The 20,905-nt window shown below is 40.6% G+C and carries 19 protein-coding genes; 5 read left to right on the top strand and 14 right to left on the bottom strand.

Translation table 11 applies throughout. The features are described 5' to 3' along the window. Window positions 1-59: 59 nt before the first annotated feature. The 4 genes from BMZ55_RS01080 to amaB form a co-directional block, all read right to left on the bottom strand. Window positions 60-2,489: an alpha-ketoacid dehydrogenase subunit alpha/beta gene (locus tag BMZ55_RS01080; protein ID WP_089817897.1), complete on the bottom strand. Its 2,430-nt coding sequence runs from the start codon at window positions 2,487-2,489 to the stop codon at window positions 60-62. 136 nt (window positions 2,490-2,625) lie between these two features. Next, complete coding sequence (locus BMZ55_RS01075) at window positions 2,626-2,868, bottom strand: putative signal transducing protein (RefSeq protein WP_039345174.1); 243 nt, start codon at window positions 2,866-2,868, stop codon at window positions 2,626-2,628. A gap of 118 nt (window positions 2,869-2,986) precedes the next feature. Continuing rightward, window positions 2,987-4,321, bottom strand: a complete 1,335-nt coding sequence (gene lat, locus BMZ55_RS01070; protein ID WP_089817895.1) for an L-lysine 6-transaminase — start codon at window positions 4,319-4,321, stop codon at window positions 2,987-2,989. A gap of 53 nt (window positions 4,322-4,374) precedes the next feature. Next, a complete protein-coding gene (amaB, locus tag BMZ55_RS01065) occupies window positions 4,375-5,925 on the bottom strand; it encodes an L-piperidine-6-carboxylate dehydrogenase (protein ID WP_089817893.1) in 1,551 nt (516 codons plus the stop codon). Window positions 5,926-6,117: 192 nt separating this feature from the next. Here amaB and BMZ55_RS11310 point away from each other — a divergent pair, with 192 nt between their 5' ends. Next, window positions 6,118-6,279 carry a hypothetical protein gene (locus tag BMZ55_RS11310; RefSeq protein ID WP_164467039.1) on the top strand — a complete coding sequence of 54 codons (162 nt, stop codon included), beginning with the start codon at window positions 6,118-6,120 and terminating at the stop codon, window positions 6,277-6,279. 2 nt (window positions 6,280-6,281) lie between these two features. On the opposite strand, the gene BMZ55_RS01055 is transcribed toward BMZ55_RS11310, so the two are convergent. The 5 genes from BMZ55_RS01055 to msrB form a co-directional block, all read right to left on the bottom strand. Next, the gene (locus BMZ55_RS01055; protein WP_089817891.1) at window positions 6,282-6,827 is read right to left on the bottom strand and encodes a GNAT family N-acetyltransferase; all 546 of its coding nucleotides are present in this window, start codon (window positions 6,825-6,827) and stop codon (window positions 6,282-6,284) included. 183 nt (window positions 6,828-7,010) lie between these two features. Continuing rightward, entirely contained in the window at window positions 7,011-8,054 is a 1,044-nt protein-coding gene (locus BMZ55_RS11520; protein WP_089817887.1) for a bifunctional transcriptional activator/DNA repair enzyme AdaA, read from the bottom strand. A 102-nt stretch (window positions 8,055-8,156) separates the two neighbouring features. Further along, on the bottom strand, window positions 8,157-8,756 hold the full coding sequence (locus tag BMZ55_RS01040) for a DUF2911 domain-containing protein (protein WP_089817884.1): 600 nt from the start codon (window positions 8,754-8,756) through the stop codon (window positions 8,157-8,159). Window positions 8,757-8,893: 137 nt separating this feature from the next. Then, entirely contained in the window at window positions 8,894-9,412 is a 519-nt protein-coding gene (locus tag BMZ55_RS01035; protein WP_233701895.1) for a fasciclin domain-containing protein, read from the bottom strand. A 137-nt stretch (window positions 9,413-9,549) separates the two neighbouring features. Next, window positions 9,550-10,086: a peptide-methionine (R)-S-oxide reductase MsrB gene (gene msrB, locus BMZ55_RS01030; RefSeq protein ID WP_089817882.1), complete on the bottom strand. Its 537-nt coding sequence runs from the start codon at window positions 10,084-10,086 to the stop codon at window positions 9,550-9,552. A 94-nt stretch (window positions 10,087-10,180) separates the two neighbouring features. Between msrB and BMZ55_RS01025 the strand changes: the two genes are divergently transcribed. Beyond that, window positions 10,181-10,756, top strand: coding sequence for an RNA polymerase sigma factor (locus tag BMZ55_RS01025; protein WP_233701857.1), 576 nt, complete (start codon window positions 10,181-10,183; stop codon window positions 10,754-10,756). A gap of 2 nt (window positions 10,757-10,758) precedes the next feature. Next, window positions 10,759-11,535 carry an anti-sigma factor gene (locus BMZ55_RS01020; RefSeq protein ID WP_089817881.1) on the top strand — a complete coding sequence of 259 codons (777 nt, stop codon included), beginning with the start codon at window positions 10,759-10,761 and terminating at the stop codon, window positions 11,533-11,535. A gap of 68 nt (window positions 11,536-11,603) precedes the next feature. On the opposite strand, the gene BMZ55_RS01015 is transcribed toward BMZ55_RS01020, so the two are convergent. The 5 genes from BMZ55_RS01015 to BMZ55_RS00995 form a co-directional block, all read right to left on the bottom strand. Next, a complete protein-coding gene (locus BMZ55_RS01015) occupies window positions 11,604-12,137 on the bottom strand; it encodes a hypothetical protein (protein ID WP_052252171.1) in 534 nt (177 codons plus the stop codon). 391 nt (window positions 12,138-12,528) lie between these two features. Continuing rightward, on the bottom strand, window positions 12,529-15,714 hold the full coding sequence (gene carB, locus BMZ55_RS01010; RefSeq protein ID WP_089817879.1) for a carbamoyl-phosphate synthase large subunit: 3,186 nt from the start codon (window positions 15,712-15,714) through the stop codon (window positions 12,529-12,531). 2 nt (window positions 15,715-15,716) lie between these two features. Next, window positions 15,717-16,805: a carbamoyl phosphate synthase small subunit gene (locus BMZ55_RS01005; protein WP_089817877.1), complete on the bottom strand. Its 1,089-nt coding sequence runs from the start codon at window positions 16,803-16,805 to the stop codon at window positions 15,717-15,719. A gap of 72 nt (window positions 16,806-16,877) precedes the next feature. Next, the gene (locus tag BMZ55_RS01000) at window positions 16,878-17,774 is read right to left on the bottom strand and encodes an aspartate carbamoyltransferase catalytic subunit (protein WP_089819333.1); all 897 of its coding nucleotides are present in this window, start codon (window positions 17,772-17,774) and stop codon (window positions 16,878-16,880) included. 291 nt (window positions 17,775-18,065) lie between these two features. Further along, window positions 18,066-18,782, bottom strand: a complete 717-nt coding sequence (locus BMZ55_RS00995) for a lyase family protein (protein WP_177179766.1) — start codon at window positions 18,780-18,782, stop codon at window positions 18,066-18,068. Between the two features lie 222 nt (window positions 18,783-19,004). Between BMZ55_RS00995 and BMZ55_RS00990 the strand changes: the two genes are divergently transcribed. Beyond that, complete coding sequence (locus BMZ55_RS00990) at window positions 19,005-19,421, top strand: IS1/IS1595 family N-terminal zinc-binding domain-containing protein (RefSeq protein ID WP_089817873.1); 417 nt, start codon at window positions 19,005-19,007, stop codon at window positions 19,419-19,421. A 139-nt stretch (window positions 19,422-19,560) separates the two neighbouring features. Further along, window positions 19,561-20,880 (top strand): hypothetical protein, encoded by a 1,320-nt coding sequence (locus BMZ55_RS00985; RefSeq protein WP_089817871.1) that lies wholly within the window; start codon window positions 19,561-19,563, stop codon window positions 20,878-20,880. Window positions 20,881-20,905: the final 25 nt, after the last annotated feature.

The following is a 20,905-nucleotide window of genomic DNA, read 5'->3' as shown; positions in this document are numbered from 1 at the left end:
TCTGGGTAGGCTGCAAAAATGATGCACAAAAAAAGCAGAACCAAGTCTGCTTTTTATTATTAAATTTTTGGAAACTTTTCCGGATTTACCTCGTGAAATAATCCGTAAATTTTTTCTACCATATCATCAACACTTGGCTTGCTGAAATAGTCGCCATCGCTCGCGTACGGCGGACGGTGGTTTTCCGCAGAAATAGTAAGCGGATCGGAATCCAGATATCTGAAGGCTTTTTGTTTTTCTAAAATCTGCTGTAAAATAAAGGCAGAAGCTCCACCTTCCACATCTTCATCAATAACAACGAGGCGGTTGGTTTTCTTCACGCTTTCTTTAATTTCGTGGCTTAAATCGAATGGAATTAAGGACTGAATATCAATTACTTCCGCTGAAATACCGATTTTGTCCAATTCTTTCGCAGCTTCCATAACGAGTCTCCAGGTAGAACCGTAAGTTACCAAAGTAACGTCAGAACCTTCTTTGGTGATTTCGACTTTCCCAACCGGAATGGTAAACTCACCTAAGTTGTCCGGCTGTGTTTCTTTCAAGCGATAACCGTTCAGACATTCGATGATTAATGCCGGTTCGTCGGACTGAAGCATGGTGTTGTAGAAACCTGCAGCTATCGTTAAGTTTCTTGGAACAAGAACCAAAATCCCTTTGGAAAGGTTTAAAATGCCCGCCATTGGCGAACCTGAATGCCAGATTCCTTCCAAACGGTGACCACGCGTTCTGATGATTAAAGGCGCTTTTTGCCCGCCGCGCGTTCTGTACTGCACGGTCGCCAAATCATCGCTCATGCCTTGCAAGCAGTACAAAATATAATCGAGGTACTGGATTTCTGCAATCGGTCTTAAACCACGCATTGCCATTCCGATTCCCTGACCGAGAATGGTGGCTTCGCGAATTCCGGTATCTGCAATACGCAGTTCGCCGTACTTTTCCTGAAGACCTTCCAAACCTTGGTTTACATCACCAATATTTCCGGCATCTTCACCGAAAATCAACGTTTCCGGATACTTTTCAAATATTTTATCGAAATTATTTCTCACCACTACCCGACCGTCTACGGTTTCGGAAGCATCAGAAAAAACCGGTTTTACTTCCAGCACTTTCGTGGCTTTCCATTCGGACTGCGAATATAAATGTGAAGAATAATTTTCTTTTTCAGCAGCGAAAACCTGCTCATATTTCAGCTGAAGATCATGTCTTTCCGGAGTTTGGTTTGCTCTTGTCAATAACAAGGCTTTTCGGACCAAATGAAAAATGTCGCGTTTTGCAACCGAAATTATTTTACCGAACTGTTCGAGTTCCGCAGCAACTTCCGTGTTTTGAGATTTTATATTCTCCACCAAAGGAAGCAAGGCTTCTTTTAGATCAGTAATGGTTTTCTGATAATCTTCCCACGCTTTTTTTTGGCCTTCTTTGACCATTTTTTTCGCTTCTGCTTCTATCTTTTCTAAATCTTCCAGTGAAGCCAGTTGCTGTTCTTCACCTTCAATCTCAATAGAATAATTAAAAATCCATTCACGGAATTTCAGTAAACCATCATATTCACCTTCCCATTTCAGGCGGTCTTCGCTTTTATATCTTTCATGAGAGCCGGAAGTCGAGTGACCTTGCGGCTGCGTAACTTCCACCACGTGCACCACGACCGGAATACTTTCAGTGCGGGCAAAATGCTCGGCGCGCGCGTAAGCATCCAAAAGCGACGGATAATCCCAGGCTTTCACCTGAATGATTTCGCAACCTTGCGCCTCGCCTTCTTTTCTTTGAAAACCTGAAAGCATTTCAGCAATATCAGCTTTTGCGCGCTGGTTTTGTGTCGGAACGGAAATTCCGTAACCATCATCCCAAATTGAAACAATCATCGGAACCTGCAAAGCACACGCAGCGTTCAGCGTTTCCCAGAAATGACCTTCCGCAGTTGAGGCGTCACCGATTGTTCCGAAAGCAACTTCATTTCCTTTATTGGAGAAAATTTCAGAACCTTCAAACTCTACAGATTTGTACACTTTTGAAGCAAGTGCTAAACCTAACAATCGCGGCATTTGTCCTGCAGTCGGCGAAATATCTGAGGAAATATTTTTCTGTTTAGTTAAATCTTTCCAGCTGCCATCCGCATTTAAACTTCTGGTTGCGTAATGACCGTTCATTTGTCGGCCCGCAGAAGCCGGTTCACGTTCGATGTTGGTATCTGCATACAACTGCGCGAAAAAGTTTTCTACAGTTATTGCATCAATTGCAAGCGCAAAGGTTTGATCCCTATAATAGCCGCTTCGGAAATCACCGTTTCTAAAAACTTTTGCCATTGCCAGCTGCGGCAATTCCTTACCGTCGCCGAAGATTCCGAACTTTGCTTTTCCGGTCAGCACTTCGCGTCTGCCCAGATAAGACATTTCGCGGGAAATACGGCCTAGCTTATAATCTTCCAGGATCTGGTTTTTAAAGTCCTGAAAGGAAATCTGCTGAGTTTCTATATAGGTGGATTCCATAAAATCTGATTTTTACAAAGATAATAATTTCCTGAAACAGCGCGCTTAAAATCAGCAAAATAGGGCAAAAAAAATCGAAATCTCCGGAAAGATTTCGATTTCTGTAAAACGTAAAATTTAAAAATATGAAGTTGTTTTAGTTTTTGCTTAGGTTAAATTCTGATTCTTTTAGCATTTCATCGATGATTTCAAATGCTTTTTGCTCATCCTGCAAATTTACCATTACCCGTACCATGGTGGCTGTTGGCGTTGTCGTAAACGACATATAGGTGTTATTGGTGTACGTGGTAATTTTTGCGGCTTCTAATTTAGATTTTACCAATTGTACTTTTGCTGATTGGTCACTTTCAAATACGGGGACTCTTGTTTCTCTTTCCATTATTCTTGCTCATTTAGAAATCTAAAGGTACAAAAAAAATCGGTAAATTCTAAATTTTACATTAAATTTACTTAATACGCATTTAAAAAGCACAATTAATAGCAGTTTTTTACAGGTATCACATTTTCTTTAAACAAACCTCAATAAGGTCTAACGCCATTTGCAGCTCTTCCCGTGAAACATTTAAATGCGGTCGGAAACGTATGGAACGGTCACCACAAGCTAAAATAATTAAATGTTCATTGTACAAAAGCTCACGTAAATGGTCGCGCTGTTCGCCGGTCGGTAAATCTACAGCGCACATCAGGCCGCGGCCGCGCGCATTTGAAACCAAATCCGGATATTTTCCCTGAAGATTCTGCAGTTTTTCAAGCAGATAATCTCCCATAATCCGGGCATTTTCAACCAGATTTTCTTTTTCAATCACTTCCAAAATCAGCTGAAAACGCAGGATATCGATGAAGTTTCCACCAAAAGTTGAATTGATTCTGGAGCTTTCGCGGAAAACATTGTCCGGAATTTCATCAAACTTTTCTTTGTTCGCTAACACACCGCAAACCTGGGCTTTTTTCCCGAACGAAATAATATCCGGCGCTACGCTGAAGTGCTCAAATGCCCACATTTTTCCCGTTAAACCAATGCCGGTCTGCACCTCGTCAAAAATCAATAAAACCTCGTTTTCGTCGCATATTTTTCTGAGACCGACAAAAAATTCATCACGGAAATGGTTATCGCCGCCTTCAGCCTGAATTGGTTCAATGATGATACACGCTACTTTGTTCGGATTCGAAAGAATCGCTTCCTCGATATTTAATAGCGCTAAATTTTCATGTTTTATGGTTTCCTCCAGATTTTCCTCAGTGATTGGGAAAGTCAAATGGGGATTGAGTATTCTCGGCCAGTCGAATTTCGGAAAATACATATATTTTCGAGGATCTGCAGTGTTTGTCAGACTCAAAGTATAGCCACTTCTGCCGTGGAACGCCTGTTTAAAATGGATGCAGATTCCCGCTTCGATGTCTAAACCTTTTTCGAAATTCTTTCGTGTTTTCCAGTCGAAGCACGCTTTCATTGCGTTTTCTACGCCCATTGTGCCACCTTCAATGAAAAAGCAATACTGCAGTTCTTTCGGAATGGCAACTCTTTCAAAAACTTTCATAAAATCGGCAAATTCCTGCGAATAAACATCGGCTAAAGTTGGTTTGTTTACCGCCATTTTTCCTAGCCAGGCAGATTTTTCCATGAGGTACGGATGATTGTAACCAATCGAAGCCGAAGCAAACATGGAAAACATGTCCAGATAGTTTTTTCCTGTCACGCGGTCGTGAATCCAGGAACCGTGAGATTTGTCGAAATCCATCACAAAATCAAAACCATCTGCGAGCATGTGCCGCGAAAGCGTTTGCTTAACAGCGTTTGAAGTTTCTGGATGTGGAGCTATTGCGTTGTTCATAGTTTTAAAATTAGAAAGTTGAAACTGAAAAATTTGCCGTTTTAGCAGGTTATTTATAAATCGAATTTTATTCCCTGCGCGAGTGGCAAGCTGTCTGTATAATTAATGGTGTTGGTTTGTCGGCGCATATAGTATTTCCAGACATCGGAGCCGGATTCGCGGCCGCCACCGGTTTCTTTTTCACCGCCAAAAGCGCCACCGATTTCAGCACCGGAAGTCCCGATATTCACATTCGCGATTCCGCAATCTGAGCCTTGCTGAGAAAGGAAAAGCTCTGCTTGACGCATATCTGTGGTCATAATCGCCGAACTTAAACCTTGCGGAACGTCGTTCTGCATTGCAATTGCCTCTTCCAAAGTTTTATATTTCATGATGTAAAGTATCGGTGCAAATGTTTCGTGCTGTACGATCTCAAAAGAATTTTCAACTTCAGCAATGCAAGGTTTTACGTAGCAGCCGGAAGTATAATCTTCACCTTCGAGGACGCCGCCTTCAACCACAAATTTTCCGCCTTCTTTCTTGCATTTTTCAATGGAATCCAGATATTGCTGTACCGCGTCTTTATCGATCAATGGTCCCACGTGATTGTTTTCATCCAAAGGATTTCCGATTTTCAGTTGCGCGTACGCCTTCACCAAACGGTTTTTCACGTCTTCAAAAATAGATTCATGTATGATTAAACGTCTCGTAGATGTGCATCTTTGCCCCGCAGTTCCTACAGCGCCAAAAACAGCACCGATAATCGACATATTTAAATCTGCATTTTCAGTGAAAATAATGGCATTATTTCCTCCCAGTTCCAAAATTGATTTTCCGAAACGCTGCGCCACATTCGTTCCGACCAGTCTGCCGACTTTTGTTGAACCGGTGAATGAAATCAGCGCGACATTTTTATCATTAACCAGTCGATCGCCTATTTTGTGATCGCCGACAATCATGCTGGAAACTCCTTCAGGTAAATTATTTTCCCTTAGAACTTCGCTGATGATATTCTGGCAGGCAATTCCGCACAGCGGTGTTTTTTCCGAAGGTTTCCAAATGGTTACGTTTCCGCAAATCCAGGCGAGCGCTGTATTCCACGACCAAACTGCTACCGGAAAATTAAAAGCAGAAATAATTCCGACAACTCCCAATGGGTGATATTGCTCGTACATGCGGTGTCCCGGTCGTTCAGAGTGCATGGTAAAACCGTACAACTGGCGCGATAAACCAACCGCAAAATCACATATATCGATCATTTCCTGAACTTCACCAAGACCTTCCTGCAAAGATTTTCCCATTTCATACGAAACCAGTTTTCCCAATTCCTCTTTGTATTCGCGCAGTTTTAAACCAAACTGCCTCACCAACTCGCCTCTTTTCGGCGCCGGAATCTGACGAAATTCCTGAAAAGCCTTTTTTGAACTTTCAATAACGCGTTCGTAATCGCTGAAATTCGCGGTGGTGACTTTTGCGATGAGTTTTCCGTCGGTTGGTGAATAACTTTCGAGCACATCACCGCTGGCAAAGTACTTTCCGCCGGTTGAAACGCCTAAATTTTCGGGTGAAATTCCTAAATTAGAAAGGGATTTTTCGATTCCAAAATCCTGATTGGTGTGGGACATAATTCTATTTTGAGTTGACCTTAAAGATAGAAAATTTAGCCAAAGCAGGAAAATTTCGGGAGCTTTTCTTCGTATTTTTTTTAAACTTTAAATAATAAAAAACAGGAAAAAATGCCGAAATAAGGCGGAGTTTTTATGGAACGAAAATCAGGCGTCCGAAAAAATAATGTTAATTTTGAGGAAAAGTATTCAATGGAAAATATTCAGCCGGAAAACGGCAAAAATTCCAAATTTAGAAAATGGTTTAAACGCGTCGGCATCGGCGGTTTAATATTTTTCACCGTGAAAGGAATCGCGTGGCTTTTTGTGTTTTATTACGGTGCAGAACTTTTTCAGGACTGCAGTGCGAAATAATTTTAGTGTAAATTCTGCCTGCTGTACCAGTCTTTTTTTGTGATTTGGAAAACGGTATTGATTTTCGGCTCTTCGCCGAAATAAGCGACTTCTTCGTTCCCCAAATTCTCGGCACCTAATTTTTCCATCGCTTTTATGGAGCGCAAATTGTCTTTGCCGACATGGAAAATCACCTTTTCCACAAACTGGAAAATATAATCCAGCATCATATTTTTCACCTGCGGATTGATGTTTTTCCCCCAGGATTTCGTGCCGTAAAAAGTGTAACCGATGAAAATGCTGTTGTCTTCTTCGTTAAAATCATAAAATCTGGTGCTTCCCAAAACTTCCTCTGAATTTTTGTCGATGACCATAAAAGCGCCTTTACTTTCCAGCGCGCCGGTGAAAAAATTTTGAAAAACTTCTCTTTTATAGCGTTCTTTATTCGGATGCATTGCCCAAACTTCCGGGTCGGAAGCGACGGCGAATAATCTTTCGAAATCGCTTTCCTGAAGCGGAACCAGCTTAACATTTTCGTTTTCTAAAGTCGGTTGAATGGAAAAATTCATGGCTTTTCGGGTGTTTTTTTTGATTTTAAAAAGTTAAGAAATTTTCTATAAATCGCGTTTTCGCAAGAGGGATCGCAGTGGAAATCCCGGAATAACGGCCGCCAGGCCGGTATGAGGAATTGCAACGAAGAGCCCGGCTTTTTTTGAAAGGGCAAAGCCAGGGAAAAAAGCTTGCCCAAAAAATTAAAAAAGAATCGCCCGTTCCAGTTCTAAAAGTTTTTGTTTGCGCCAAATTCCGCCGCCATAACCGGTTAACGTTCCGTTGCTGCCGATGACGCGGTGACACGGAATTAAAATCGAAATCTTATTCATGCCATTTGCATTGGCGACCGCGCGAACTTTTTTCGGATCACCCAAAACATCCGATTGTTTGCGGTAAGACCAGGTTTCACCGTAAGGAATTTTGCGCAAAACCTGCCAGACTTCTTTTTGAAAGTTTGTTCCGACCGGCGAAAGCGGAACGGTAAATTCCTTTCTTTCACCCGAAAAATATTCCGTGAGTTCTTTTTCTAAAATTTCAAAATGTGAATTTTCGCCCTGAATAATTGTGGCGTTTAAGGATTTTGCCAAATGTTTAAACTCGGTTTCCAGCATTTTTCTATCGGTGAATTCCAACATGCAGATTCCGTCTTCAACGGCCGCGGCGTACATCGTTCCGAGCGGAGTTTCAAGTCTTTTTAGATCGATAATTCTTTGCGTTTTAGAATTTTTTGGCGAAACGCCGAAAATGGTTTTGAAACTTTCATTAAAACCGCTCAAACTTTCAAAACCGCTGTCGTAAGCCGTTTCGATGATATTTTCACCTTGCTGAAGTTTTTTAAAAGCAGTATTTAGGCGAAACATTCTTTGGAAAGCCTGAAACGTCATTCCGTGGTTTTTCTGAAACCAGCGTCGCATTGTTGCAGGTTCGATGTCGCGTTTCACCAAGTCGTAATCTTTAAATTTCAACGCGGGATTTTCGCGGAGTTCTTCTAAAATTTTTTGGATATAAACGGGTGTTTTTTCGGGATTTTCGAGGGGTTTGCAGATTTTGCAAGGTCGGTAACCTTTTAAAATTGCTGCTTTTGTGGAGGAAAAAAATTCTACATTTTCAGATTTTGGTTTTCGCGCCGTGCAGGTTGGGCGGCAAAAAATTCCGGTGGTTTTTACGCCCATCCAAAAAACGCCTTCGAAATCGGGATTTTTTTGAAATGAAGCTTGGTACATGATTTCGTCTGAAAGTTGCATACGGTAAATTTAAAGCAAATATACTTTAACACAAAAACTGAAACAACCGAAAAATTGACAACTATTTTTCATAAAAAAAGTGAACCGAAGTTCACTTTGAAATTATTTTTTCGTCGCAGCGTCTTTCTGAATTTTGTTGATCTCGTTGAGTTTTTCAATAATCTGACCGACGACTTCGGGTTTTGCTTCTTTAATATTAACCGTTGCTTTGGTATTATCCCACGATAAAACCAAATCTACCGAATGCACATCTACAGGATTTAAAGCGATCTCAAACCATTCCTGTTTTTCGGAAGTTTTCTGTACCGGTACGGTCACATCGATAACATTGAGTTTCTCATCGTAAGTGTACGCGCCCCACTGCTGTGCATCTTTATTTAAAATGATTTTCCAGTCTTTTTCAGTTGGAATTACGAAAAGACCGTAAGTTCCTGCCATTACTTCTTTTCCGCCGAAGTTTACATTTTGGTTAAAAGTAATTTTGGTTGAAGAATTTGCGCCGGCACGCCACACTTTTCCGAAAGGAACCAGGTCGCCGAAAATTTTTCTGCCTTTCACGCCCGGTCTGCCGTAATCAACAGTAATTTTTGAAAGTGAAAACTGCTGTTCCACAGTTTGGCGCGGACTGGCAGTTGGTACGCTGAACTGCGCAAAGCCCATCATAGAGAAGGATAAAGCGAAAAGTAAAATGATTTTTTTCATAGTTAAAATTTATTCGGTGTTAAAAAGGTATTTTTTTCAGTTTTGCTAAGATAGAAATTTTGAGCCGAAAAGCCGGAAATAAAAAGTCACTTAAACCGAAATTTAAGTGACTCCCATTAAAAATAAAACTATGAAAACTATGGCATAAGAACCGTGTCTATCACGTGTATTACACCATTTGACTGATTAACGTCTGCAATTGTAATTTTTGCAGAGTTTCCTTTTGCATCGGTTACATACATCATATTATTTTTCATCCAGAAGCTTAATTCTTCGCCCTGAACTGTTTTTGCCATGTATTTACCACCATTTTTGGTGATCCACATGGATAAATCTTTAGCGGAAATTCTTCCCGGCACCACGTGGTAGGTTAAAATTTTGGTCAACATTTCTTTGTTTTCCGGCATTACCAGCATATTTACCGTTCCAGCTGGCAATTTTTCAAAAGCTGCATCGGTTGGTGCGAAAACCGTGAAAGGTCCGTCTCCCTGTAAAGTTTCTACTAAACCTGCGGCTTTTACGGCTGCTACTAAAGTCGTGTGATCTTTTGAATTTACGGCATTTTCAATAATGTTTTTGGTTGCGTACATTGGTGCGCCGCCCACCATTACGGTTTTTTCCTGCATTGCCATCGGTGCGCAAGATTGTGTTGCCATTCCGAAAGTTAAAGTTAGCGCTAGGGCTGCTGTGGTCATTTTTAAATAGTTCATTTTAAATTGATTTAATGTTATATAATTGATGTGTTGTTTGGAGATACGAGGTTTGGAAAGTTTTGGTTCTCTTCTGCTTGAAATTATTTTGAATTTTTTGCATTCGGCTCAAATTCCAGCGAAATAGAATTCATACAGAAACGCTTCTTCGAAGCTGTTGGTCCATCATCGAAAAGATGACCTAAATGCGCGTCGCATCGTCCGCACCGAACTTCGGTTCTGACCATATTATAAGAAGTGTCTTTTTTATAAATGACAGATTTCGGGCGGATGGCTTCAAAAAAACTCGGCCAGCCGCAGGTGCTCGCAAATTTTGCATCCGATTTAAATAAAGCATTTCCGCAGGCAGCGCAATAATACGTTCCGAGGCCGTCAAAATCATTGTATTTTCCAGTGAAAGCCATTTCAGTATCATTGAGTCTGGAAACCGAAAAAAGATTAGCGTTCAAAACTTTTTTCCAGGTGGATTCGGGAAGTTTTAGAATTTTGGAATCTGTTCGGGAATAGTACGGATTGACGATATTTTTTCCGTTTACTTTTTGCATCCGCTGCGCTTCTACCATTTGAAAAGCGAAAAGAGAAACCAAAAAAATTGCCGATATTTTAAGGAATTTTTTCATTTTTTACTTTTTGTTTAAGAGATATACGGCGCGATTAAAAAATTGGTTTTATATATTAAGAAAAAAAACTACTTTTGAAGGGCGAATAATTCATTTGAAAAAAGAAACCATTTCTACGGAGCAACTTTTGTCTTTACTGTTGAGTAGAGATGAAAATGGTTTTAACTATTTGTACGATAATTATTCGGGCGCACTGTATGGAGTAATTTTCCGAATTGTGCGATATGAAGTGGAAGCTAATGAAGTGATGCAGGACGTGTTTGTAAAAATCTGGAATTCAATCACCAGTTACGATGCCAAAAAAGCCACGCTTTACACGTGGATGCTGAACATCGCAAGAAATTCTGCCATCGACCGCCTCAAATCAAAATCTTTCCAAAACGATTTAAAAAACCAAAGTATCCCCGACTTCGTAAATGACAATGCAGCACTTTCTACGGAACAGGTTCACGAATTTCATGAGGTTCAAAAAGGAGTAAATTCTTTGCGAGACGATTATAAAATCTTGATCAACAAAGCCTATTTCGGTGGTCTTACCCAAGAAGAAATTTCCGAAGAGCTCGGTATTCCATTGGGTACTGTAAAAACACGTACAAGAGCTGCGCTATCAGAATTAAAAAATATTTTAAAAGATTTTAAATTTATTATTTTATTTTTTTTGATTAAATAAAAGTGGATATAAAAACTTACATATCATCTGGCGTGATTGAAGATTACGTGATGGGAATCCTTCCGCAGGAAGAATCTTCGATATTGGAGTGTGTAATGAGCAATAATGCAGAAGTTAAACAAGCCGTACTGGAAGTGCAGGAAACATTTGAAAAATTAGCAACCATTCAGGCGATTACACCGCCGACCACTTTGAAGGAGGAAATCCGGAAAAGAATTGAATTCGGGAATGCACCCGTGAATTCCGGAAAAATTGTGCCTTTAAGCACCGAAAAAACTGAAATTAGAAAAACCGGCGATTTTTCGGGTTGGATGAAAGCCGCTTCTGTAGCCTTGCTTCTTGGTTTAGGATTTTTAGGTTATCAGCTTTCAAATAAAAATGCTGAACTACAAACCATCTCGCAACAAAACACGGAACTATCCACCAAAATCACCGATTTGGAACAGATGAATTCCATCATTATGAATTCCAGAAGAATTGAATTGAAAGGCGTAGAAAAACATCCGGACATGATTGCGGACGTGTATTGGCACACCTCGAAAAAAGTCTTTTTGGAAATTAAAAATTTACCGCCGGCACCAACCGGAAAACAATATCAGCTTTGGGCAATCGTGGACGGAAAACCTGTAGATATGGGAATGCACAATGCGAAATCCGATTCTACCGTTCAGGAAATGAAGTCTGTAGACAAAGCACAGGCTTTCGCCATCACTTTAGAAAAAGAAGGTGGCAACGCGCAGCCTACGATGGAGGAAATGTACGTAATGGGAACAACTTAAAAAAAATTGCTCTTTTAGCACCAAAAAAATCCACATTATTCAATGTGGATTTTTATTTTTTGTAGTTCTTACAAATTGTTAGAATCATCAGTATACCATCTGTTGTAGGTATCTCTGGCGTCATCCTCATGTCTTGGTTTGAAGCCCATGTAGATTCCACCGTTTTTGATGTCGTCCTGGTATCTTTCAGCTTCATCTTCTGGCACGCCCATTCCGGTAAGTGCTCCGATTAAACCTCCTGTTGCAGCTCCTGCTCCTGCTCCTGCAAGTCCTGCTGCTAACGGACCGGCAACGATCAAACCTAAACCAGGTAATAATACGTTACTTCCGATTGCTGCAATTGCACCTACAACTGCACCAACTCCACCACCGATTAAGGAACCGGTTCCGGCATTGTCAGCTACTTTATCTCCAAGAGCAGTGTCTGTATCAACATCGTTTTCGAAGTGTCTTTTTCTGGTTTCGTCAGACATCATCACGTTGATATCATCCTGCCCATAACCTCTTGTTGATAAATCGTTATAAGCACGATCCGCATCTTCTCTGGTGTTGAATACTTTTGACACATAATCATTTCTGTACTCTGGCTTGTAATTTTCCATAATTAAATAAATTTTAATGTTAGTATAGTGTTGCTGTCCTAAATTCAATTAAGGTGCCACCATCCGCGCATTGCGGTTAATTTAACATTTTTTATGAATTACTGCTGAATAATAAAAATTTGGGTTTGTTTGGGTAAAAAAATTTAGATTAATATAAGGAGTGCATACTGCTGAAAAATTCTGTTTTGAATTTTATGTGAGCTAAATCAGAAAAATTCGGCCTTAAAGCAGGTAATTTTTTGGAATAAAAAAAAGCGAAGATTTCTCTTCGCTTCAGTTTTAATTAAATTTCTATAAGCTAAACCATAAAAATTCGGCCTTAAAGCACGTAATTTTCGAAGTAAAAAAAGCGAAGATTTCTCTTCGCTTCAGTTTTAATTAAATGGAAAATTTACATCATTTCCATTTTGAAACTCATGCTTTCGATCACTTTCAATATTGCTTCAACCGTATCCATCGAAGTCAAACACGGCACGCCGTTTTCCACCGAAGTCCGGCGGATCTGGAAACCGTCTCTTTCCGACTGCTTTCCTTTGGTCATGGTGTTTACAATGTATTGAACTTTTCCGGTTTGTATTAAATCAATTAAATTAATTTCCGGATTTTCCTCGATTTTATAACCGATTTTTGTGCGGACGCCATTTTCTTTAAAATAATTTGCGGTTCCTTCCGTCGCCCAGATTTTAAAACCAATTTCCTGAAATCTGCGCGCCAGTTCACACGCCTCAGCTTTGTGCTTATCCGCAACGGTGAATAAAATCGCGCCATGAAGCGGCATTTTTCTGCCCGCACCTACCAAACCTTTGTATAAAGCTTTTTCTAAAGTGACGTCTTTTCCCATCACTTCGCCGGTGGACTTCATTTCCGGTCCGAGGGAAATATCAACGCGCGTAAGTTTTGAAAATGAAAACACCGGAACTTTTACAAAAACACCTTTTTTCACCGGTGCTAAGCCGTTTTTATAACCAAGAACTTTCAGTTTTTTACCGAGAATCACTTTCGTTGCTAAATTTGCCATCGGGATTTCGGTGATTTTCGATAGAAATGGTACAGTTCTGCTCGAGCGTGGATTTACTTCGATTACGTAAACACCGCCCTCAAAAAGCACGTATTGAATGTTCATTAAACCAATAACATTTAAGCCTTTCGCCAGTCTTTCTGTATAATCAACCAAAGTCGCAATTTGCTCCGCAGTAATGTTTTGCGGCGGATAAACGGCTATCGAATCACCGGAGTGAACGCCCGCTCTTTCGATATGCTCCATAATTCCCGGGATTACCACCGTTTCCCCATCAGAAATTGCATCAACCTCAACTTCTTTTCCGGTTAAATAGCGATCGATCAAAATCGGGTGTTCCGAATTTTCTTTCACCGCATTTTCCATATAATGCGCGAGTTCGGCTTCGTCATAAACGATTTCCATTGCCCGTCCACCGAGGACATAACTCGGACGAACCAGAACCGGAAAACCAATTTCTTTTGCGATAATTTCAGCTTCCTGTGCAGTGAAACATGTTTTCCCTAAAGGTTGTGGAATTCCCATTTCCTGTAAAGCTGCTTCAAATTTATTTCTGTTTTCAGCGCGGTCTAAATCTTCCAGGGAAGTTCCGAGAATTTCCACGCCGTGAGCCGCTAATTTATCAGCTAAATTTATGGCTGTTTGTCCGCCGAACTGCACCACGACGCCTTTTGGTTTTTCCAGGTCGATGATGTTCATCACATCTTCTTCGGTCAATGGTTCAAAATATAACTTATCCGAAATTGAAAAATCGGTAGAAACTGTTTCCGGATTATTATTAATGATAATCGCTTCGTAACCCATTTCTTTAATCGCCCAAACCGAATGAACTGTGGCGTAATCGAATTCTACACCTTGTCCGATGCGAATTGGTCCGGAACCCAGAACGATAATTTTTTCTTTTTCAGATGGAATGCTTTCGTTTTCTTCTTCGTAAGTTCCGTAAAAATAAGGCGTTTCGCTTTCAAATTCTGCAGCGCACGTATCCACCATTTTATAAACCGGCATGATGCCGTTTTCTCGTCGGAATTCGAAAATTTCCTTTTGACCGGAATTCCATAAAGTTGCAATGCTGAGGTCGGAAAATCCTAATTTTTTAGCTTCCAATAAAATTTCCGTGCTGAACTTATTTTCCGCAATTACTTTTTCAAAATCGATGAGCCTTTTAATTTTCCAGATAAAAAATTTATCTATTTTGCTCCACTCCACAATTTTTTCCCAGTCATAACCACGTCGTAAAGCGTCACCGATGATGAATAAACGCTCGTCATCACAAACGCGGATTCTTCTTTCGATTTCTTCGTCGGTTAAAGCTGCAGCGTCGTTCGATTTTAAACCGATGTGTCGCAAACCTGTTTCCAACGAGCGGATGGCTTTTTGTAAAGATTCCTCGAAATTTCTTCCGATCGCCATCACTTCGCCGGTTGCTTTCATTTGTGTTGAAAGTCGGCGGTCCGCGGTCTCAAATTTATCGAATGGAAAGCGCGGAAATTTCGTCACCACATAATCGAGAGCCGGTTCAAAACACGCGTATGACGTACGTGTCACGGGATTCATGATTTCATCTAAAGTAAGTCCGACGGCAATTTTTGCTGCAATTTTCGCAATCGGATAACCGGTTGCTTTACTTGCTAAAGCGGAAGAGCGCGAAACTCTCGGGTTCACTTCGATGATATAATAGTCGTAAGAATTTGGATCTAAAGCGAGCTGGACATTACAACCACCTTCAATTCCTAAAGCACGGATTATTTTTAAAGAGGAATTCCGCAACATTTGATATTCGCGGTCCGAAAGCGTTTGCGACGGTGCAACAACGATAGAATCTCCGGTGTGAATTCCCACCGGATCGATGTTTTCCATATTACAAACCACAATCGCGTTGTCGTTTTTGTCGCGCATCACTTCATATTCAATTTCCTTGAAGCCCGCGATTGATTTTTCAATCAGACATTGCGTAACTGGTGAATATTTCAAGCCAAAACTGGCAATTTCTTTAAGTTCATCATCATTATTTGCAATTCCGCCCCCGGTGCCGCCCATGGTAAAGGCCGGACGAACAATTACAGGATAACCGATGTTGTGCGCAAATTCCAACGCTGCCTGAACGGTATTTACGATATCAGATTCCGGAACGGGTTCATTTAACTCGCGCATCAAGTTTCGAAACAAATCGCGGTCTTCAGCCTGATTGATAGCAGAAAGCTTGGTTCCCAAAACTTCGACTTTACATTCTTCTAAAATGCCGGAATTTTCCAATTCTACCGCCATATTCAAGCCGGTTTGTCCACCCAAGGTCGGCAAAAGCGCGTCTGGTCTCTCCTTGCGGATGATATGACTTACAAATTCCAGCGAAATCGGTTCGATATAGACTTTATCGGCGATTTCTACATCGGTCATAATCGTGGCGGGATTGGAATTGATGAGAATTACTTTGTAGCCCTCTTCGCGCAAAGAAAGGCAGGCCTGAGTTCCGGCATAATCAAATTCTGCGGCCTGACCGATGATAATGGGACCCGAACCAATAACTAATATCGTGTTTATATCTGCTCTTTTTGCCATGCTTAGTTAGATAATTTTTTAGATTTAAATTCCTCCATTAATGTAATAAACTCATCAAAAAGATAGTTCGCGTCTTCCGGGCCGGGGCTGGCTTCCGGATGATATTGAACGGAGAAGCATGTATGAATTTTATGTTTAAAACCTTCATTGGTTCTGTCATTCAAGGCCACGTGAGTTTCCACAAGGTCGGTGTTTTTTAAGGATTCCTGGTCAACCGCATAACCGTGATTTTGTGAAGTGATGGCGACTTTATTTTTTGCTAAATCAAGAACCGGATGATTGCCGCCACGGTGACCGAATTTTAGTTTGAAAGTTTTTGCACCGCACGCCAAACCAATCAGCTGGTGGCCGAGGCAAATTCCAAAAATCGGCACTTTTCCGAGCAAATTTTTAATCATTTCAGTAGCGCCTTTTACATCTTCCGGATCGCCGGGGCCGTTTGAAAGCATCACGCCATCAGGATTGATAAGCAGGATTTCTTCCGCCGTCGTATCTTGTGAAACCACAATAACATCGCAGTCACGTTGGGCAAGTTCCCGTAAAATCCCGTGTTTAGAACCGTAATCTACCAAAACAACTTTCAAACCTCTGCCTGGATTTGCAAAGGAAGTTTTCGTAGAAACCTGTGCCACCTGATCGGTTGGAAAAACCGTGTTTTTTAAGCTTTCAACAACTTCAGATTCTATCGCCTTTTCGTCCACAATTTTGCCTTTTACCACACCGGAAGCTCGGAGAACGCGAGTTAATCGTCGCGTATCGATCCCACTGATTCCTGAGAGATTTCTTTTTTTGAAGAATTCATCCAAATCCATTTGTGTACGGAAATTAGAGGGAAAATCACAGACTTCTTTTACGATCAAACCTTTAATAGCCGGGTCGATACTTTCGTAATCATCGCGGTTGATGCCGTAATTTCCGATCAGCGGATAGGTCATACACACGATTTGTCCACAATACGAAGGATCGGAAATAAGTTCCTGATAGCCTGTCATTCCGGTATTGAAAACCACTTCACCTTCGGTGTCGGTCTCGACTCCGAAACTTTGTCCATGGAAAACCTCGCCAGTTTCTAATATTAGTTTCTTTTTCATCAATTTTTTATTTGTATAAGGTCGGGATGTAAAAAGTACAATGTTTCAACTATCTGTACCTTACGCTTCAATTTACTTAAACTCAAACCCTTTTGCTTCCAAAGCTGTTTTTAAAATCGCCATTCTGGCGAAAACTCCGTTTTCCATTTGTTTGAAAATTCGGGAGCGGCTGCATTCCACCAAATCTGCGTCGATTTCCACACCGCGGTTTATTGGTGCCGGATGCATAATTATTGCGCCTTCTTTCATTGCTTTTTCGCGTTCTTTCGTCAAACCAAATTTTCGGTGATATTTATCGGCAGAAAATTTCATTTTTTTGTCATTGTCGTGCCTTTCATGCTGAATTCTGAGCAGCATCACCACATCAACTTCTTTTACCAGATCATCGATGGACAGATATGTTCCATTAATTATGGTGCCTTCATCAAACCATTCTTCCGGACCGGAAAAGTATACTTTCGCGCCCAATTTTCTTAAAACTTCGGCGTTGGAATTTGCGACGCGGCTGTGTTTTACATCACCCACAATTCCCACTTTTAAACCTTTAAAATCACCGAATTCCTGCTGAATGGTCATTAAATCCAAAAGATTTTGGGAAGGATGATTTCCGGTTCCGTCGCCGCCGTTGATTATAGAGATATCGATGTTTTTAAATTCATCGTAAAATTTTTCTTTTTTATGACGGATTACACATAAATCAATTCCGATGCTTTTCAAAGTTTTCACTGTGTCGTAAAGCGATTCGCCTTTGTTTACCGAGCTTGCGGAAACATCAAAAGGGACAACGTTTAGGCCTAATTTTCTTTCAGCAACATCAAAACTTGTTTTTGTGCGCGTACTATCTTCGAAAAAGAGGTTCGCTACATAGATTTCACTGGTGGCTTTCAAAACTTTATCTTTTGAAAATTCGGTGGCTTCTTCCAGCAATTTGTGGATTTTTTCTACGGATAAATCGGCGGTTCTGAGCATAATTTTAGTTTTTAAATCAAAAAAAAACGAAGCCAAAATGACTTCGTTTGTTAATAAATATCGTGATTATCGGCATTGCTGCCTTTATGTAAATCGTCTAATGGAAATATTCTTTTCATTAGATGCAAAGATATAAATTTTTCTGAAATCTGAAAATGGTTTTCTGCATTTTAAAACAATTTCTCTGTAATAGCGGCTTTCCCAATAACTTTAATATTTTTGTTAAAATGGATTTTTATGGGCGCAAAGGATAGGATGATTCTCAGTTTGCTTCAGGAAGAGTCAACTATTTTAAGAAAAACGATTTAAAGTTCCTGCTAAAACAGCCATCGACGACGCCAGCAATTTTTCGGATTTTCCACGCGTCATCTGTGTGTAAACCGAATTGTAATTTAATGTTTTGAAATTCAGGTGATACGTCGTGCTTTCGCGGTTAAAATAAGGAAGAACCGTAACCGCCGCAGAACCCAAAGGATTTTCATTAATGATGTTCACGAATAAAAGCATTTCAGCATCGTTTGTCAAAGCTTGCGCGTAGGCGCCAAACCACAAACCGAACGACGACGGCATGGCGATTTGAAAATGCGTGTAGCCGGTAAGCAAAACATTTTTATGCTGATTGGCGAGGCGAATTAGCAATTGAAATAATTGGTCGGTTAAGCCGCCAATTTTCCGGATTTCATCCAACAAATACAGTTTAATATCCAGAAAAAACCTGATCGTTTCTGGAACGAGCAGTGTGTATTTTTTACCTGCTAAACCGAGCTTTTTTATTAAAATAGCTTCAATTTGCGAATGGATATCTTCAGCTTCCGGATCGATTTCGAAAGTATTATTTTGGATTTCTTCTAAAATTTCGTTCAAAACTGACAGTAAATGCACCGATTCTTTTTGCGAAATCAAGCCAACTTCCGCCAACATTTTGCAGTGCGCCATCGAACCAAAAACATCATATTTTGCCAATCGGTCATCGAAATCCAAATCTTTCCCGACGGTGAAACGGTTCACCAAATCATCGGTTAAAGATTGGTCTTTTTGTCATATTTCTTCATCATTTTCTTTAATTTAAAACATTTTTTACCGGCTGTTTACAGTATTTTTCTAAAATTTTGATATAAAAATCAATGCCTTCCTTTAGCAGATTATTTATCTTGAGAATTTCTATCTAAATTTTTTCCGCTACTATCAAATATTGCTCATTTATTATATATTTGCTAAAAAGATATATTTATGCCGAATTCCTGCCCGAAATGCAATCAGCAAAATGTTGTGAAAAGCGGTATTATTAAAGAACGGCAACGTTTTCTGTGCAAAGACTGCAAATACTACTTCACGGTTAAAAAACTCGGTAAGCAGATTGATGATTACGTGGTGACAAAAGCACTTCAGCTTTATCTGGAAGGTCTGAGTTACCGCGAAATAGAACGGATTATCGGTGTTTCACACAACACGGTAAGTTCCTGGATTAAGAAATATAACATTACGAGGCCGCCGCATTCCGATTTTCATCCGGTATACAAAGTTTTTAAACAAAACGAGCTTATACAGTATATGTCCAAAGAGGAAAATCTAAAAGGCTCCGGGCTTGTTATCACAGAATTTGGGGACAAATACATGATGATTAAATGGGAAAGGTTTAAGAAATAAATTTCCCCGTATTTGGGTATTTTTTTTCAATGTGGATTTGTAGCTATATGCATTACACTTGTATATATTAAATTTCTTCAGATAGATTTTTAGTTTCAATTTAGTTTCAGCAAAAAACTAAACTAAAAATTATTAATCCATGAAGAAAACTGCTGTTTTATTAGGAATTATTTCTTCGCTTATATTTTCAGATTTTCTCGTGGCGCAGGACACGCCCACCAACGAAGAGCTTTTGAAAAGAATCGAAGCTCTGGAAGCTGAGAAAAAAGCACCGAAGGAATGGGACGTTTCCCTATACGGTTGGGTGCGCACTGAATATAATTTTGACAGCAGACAATCCGCGTACACCCGCGAGCTGCAACTCAATCTTTATCCACTGGATGAAAAACTAGACGCAAACGGAAACGATATAAACGCTGCCGGCGGAAGCAATATTTTAGCAATTACGTCGCGTGTCGGCATCCGTTTTCGTGGTCCGGATGTTTGGGGCGCAAAAGCCACCGGAAATATTGAAGCTGATTTTTACGGAAATACAGAGCTCAATAAAAGCTCAGCAGGTACGGGAAGTACCGGCTTGATGAGACTTCGCCACGCAACAGCAACTTTGGCCTGGCCAAAAACTGCGGTAACTTTCGGACAAACCTGGTATCCCACTGTAATTCCTGATGTTTTTCCGGGAGTAATGAACTTTAACAGCGGCATTTTATTCAATCCTTTTGGATGGGCAGGTCAGGTAAAAGTTGCACAGAAATTAAGTACGGAGCTTACATTTACGGTTGTTGCGTATAAAGACCGCGAATTTCAAACCGCAAACGCTACCGGCGCTTCACCGAACAGCGCAGTATTCAACTCTGCCCTTCCCACTTTCCACGGACAGCTGCAATACAAAAATAAAAACGTCACCGCCGGTGCAGGCGCAGAATACCGGTCCATAAAACCGGTAATTGAATCTGCAGGTTTGGCTTCTGATGAAACGGTAAAATCTGAGCTCTTTTTCGGGTATTTTAAATACGCGAACGAAAAAATAATCACCAAATTATACGGAATTACAGGCAGAAATCTGCATCATCTGGTCATGCTCGGCGGTTTTGCCGGTTATACGGAAACCAACGGTCAGGAATCTTATGAGGCTTCCAAAACTTCCTCTTTCTGGGCAGATGTTGCCAGCGCAAATGCGAAAGTTGCGCCCGGTGTTTTCTTCGGTTATACTAAAAATTCCGGTGTCGATGCTGGTTTTAAAAATCTTTACGTGCGCGGTGCCGCGGCACAACGAATTATCAACGATGTTTGGCGCGCATCTGCCCGCGTGGAATTCAAACAGAATAAATTCAATATCGCGCCCGAAATAGAATATACAGCTGCTACCTGGGGCGATGTTAATACAGAAGGTCAGGCGCAAAATAATCTGAAAGATGTGGGCAATTTCCGTGCAATGCTACGGGTGATGTACTCCTTTTAAGCAGTTTTCTTATCAAATCTAAAAT

Source organism: Kaistella treverensis, from assembly GCF_900114045.1.
GTDB classification, from domain to species: domain Bacteria; phylum Bacteroidota; class Bacteroidia; order Flavobacteriales; family Weeksellaceae; genus Kaistella; species Kaistella treverensis.
Note: the sequence above shows the minus strand (reverse complement) of the source record. Positions and strands in the feature narration are given on the sequence as shown.

What these genes read in the sequence shown, in the direction of transcription:
- BMZ55_RS01080 (WP_089817897.1), bottom strand. Translation starts at nt 2,489, where the DNA reads ATGGAATCCACCTATATAGAAACTCAGCAGATTTCCTTTCAGGACTTT.
- BMZ55_RS01015 (WP_052252171.1), bottom strand. Translation starts at nt 12,137, where the DNA reads ATGGAAAATTACAAGCCAGAGTACAGAAATGATTATGTGTCAAAAGTA.
- amaB (WP_089817893.1), bottom strand. Translation starts at nt 5,925, where the DNA reads ATGTCCCACACCAATCAGGATTTTGGAATCGAAAAATCCCTTTCTAAT.
- BMZ55_RS00985 (WP_089817871.1), top strand. Translation starts at nt 19,561, where the DNA reads ATGAAGAAAACTGCTGTTTTATTAGGAATTATTTCTTCGCTTATATTT.
- BMZ55_RS01055 (WP_089817891.1), bottom strand. Translation starts at nt 6,827, where the DNA reads ATGAATTTTTCCATTCAACCGACTTTAGAAAACGAAAATGTTAAGCTG.
- BMZ55_RS01035 (WP_233701895.1), bottom strand. Translation starts at nt 9,412, where the DNA reads ATGGCAACACAATCTTGCGCACCGATGGCAATGCAGGAAAAAACCGTA.
- lat (WP_089817895.1), bottom strand. Translation starts at nt 4,321, where the DNA reads ATGAACAACGCAATAGCTCCACATCCAGAAACTTCAAACGCTGTTAAG.
- msrB (WP_089817882.1), bottom strand. Translation starts at nt 10,086, where the DNA reads ATGAAAAAATTCCTTAAAATATCGGCAATTTTTTTGGTTTCTCTTTTC.
- BMZ55_RS01075 (WP_039345174.1), bottom strand. Translation starts at nt 2,868, where the DNA reads ATGGAAAGAGAAACAAGAGTCCCCGTATTTGAAAGTGACCAATCAGCA.
- BMZ55_RS01005 (WP_089817877.1), bottom strand. Translation starts at nt 16,805, where the DNA reads ATGAAAAAGAAACTAATATTAGAAACTGGCGAGGTTTTCCATGGACAA.
- BMZ55_RS00990 (WP_089817873.1), top strand. Translation starts at nt 19,005, where the DNA reads ATGCCGAATTCCTGCCCGAAATGCAATCAGCAAAATGTTGTGAAAAGC.
- BMZ55_RS11520 (WP_089817887.1), bottom strand. Translation starts at nt 8,054, where the DNA reads ATGCAACTTTCAGACGAAATCATGTACCAAGCTTCATTTCAAAAAAAT.
- BMZ55_RS01040 (WP_089817884.1), bottom strand. Translation starts at nt 8,756, where the DNA reads ATGAAAAAAATCATTTTACTTTTCGCTTTATCCTTCTCTATGATGGGC.
- BMZ55_RS11310 (WP_164467039.1), top strand. Translation starts at nt 6,118, where the DNA reads ATGGAAAATATTCAGCCGGAAAACGGCAAAAATTCCAAATTTAGAAAA.
- carB (WP_089817879.1), bottom strand. Translation starts at nt 15,714, where the DNA reads ATGGCAAAAAGAGCAGATATAAACACGATATTAGTTATTGGTTCGGGT.
- BMZ55_RS01000 (WP_089819333.1), bottom strand. Translation starts at nt 17,774, where the DNA reads ATGCTCAGAACCGCCGATTTATCCGTAGAAAAAATCCACAAATTGCTG.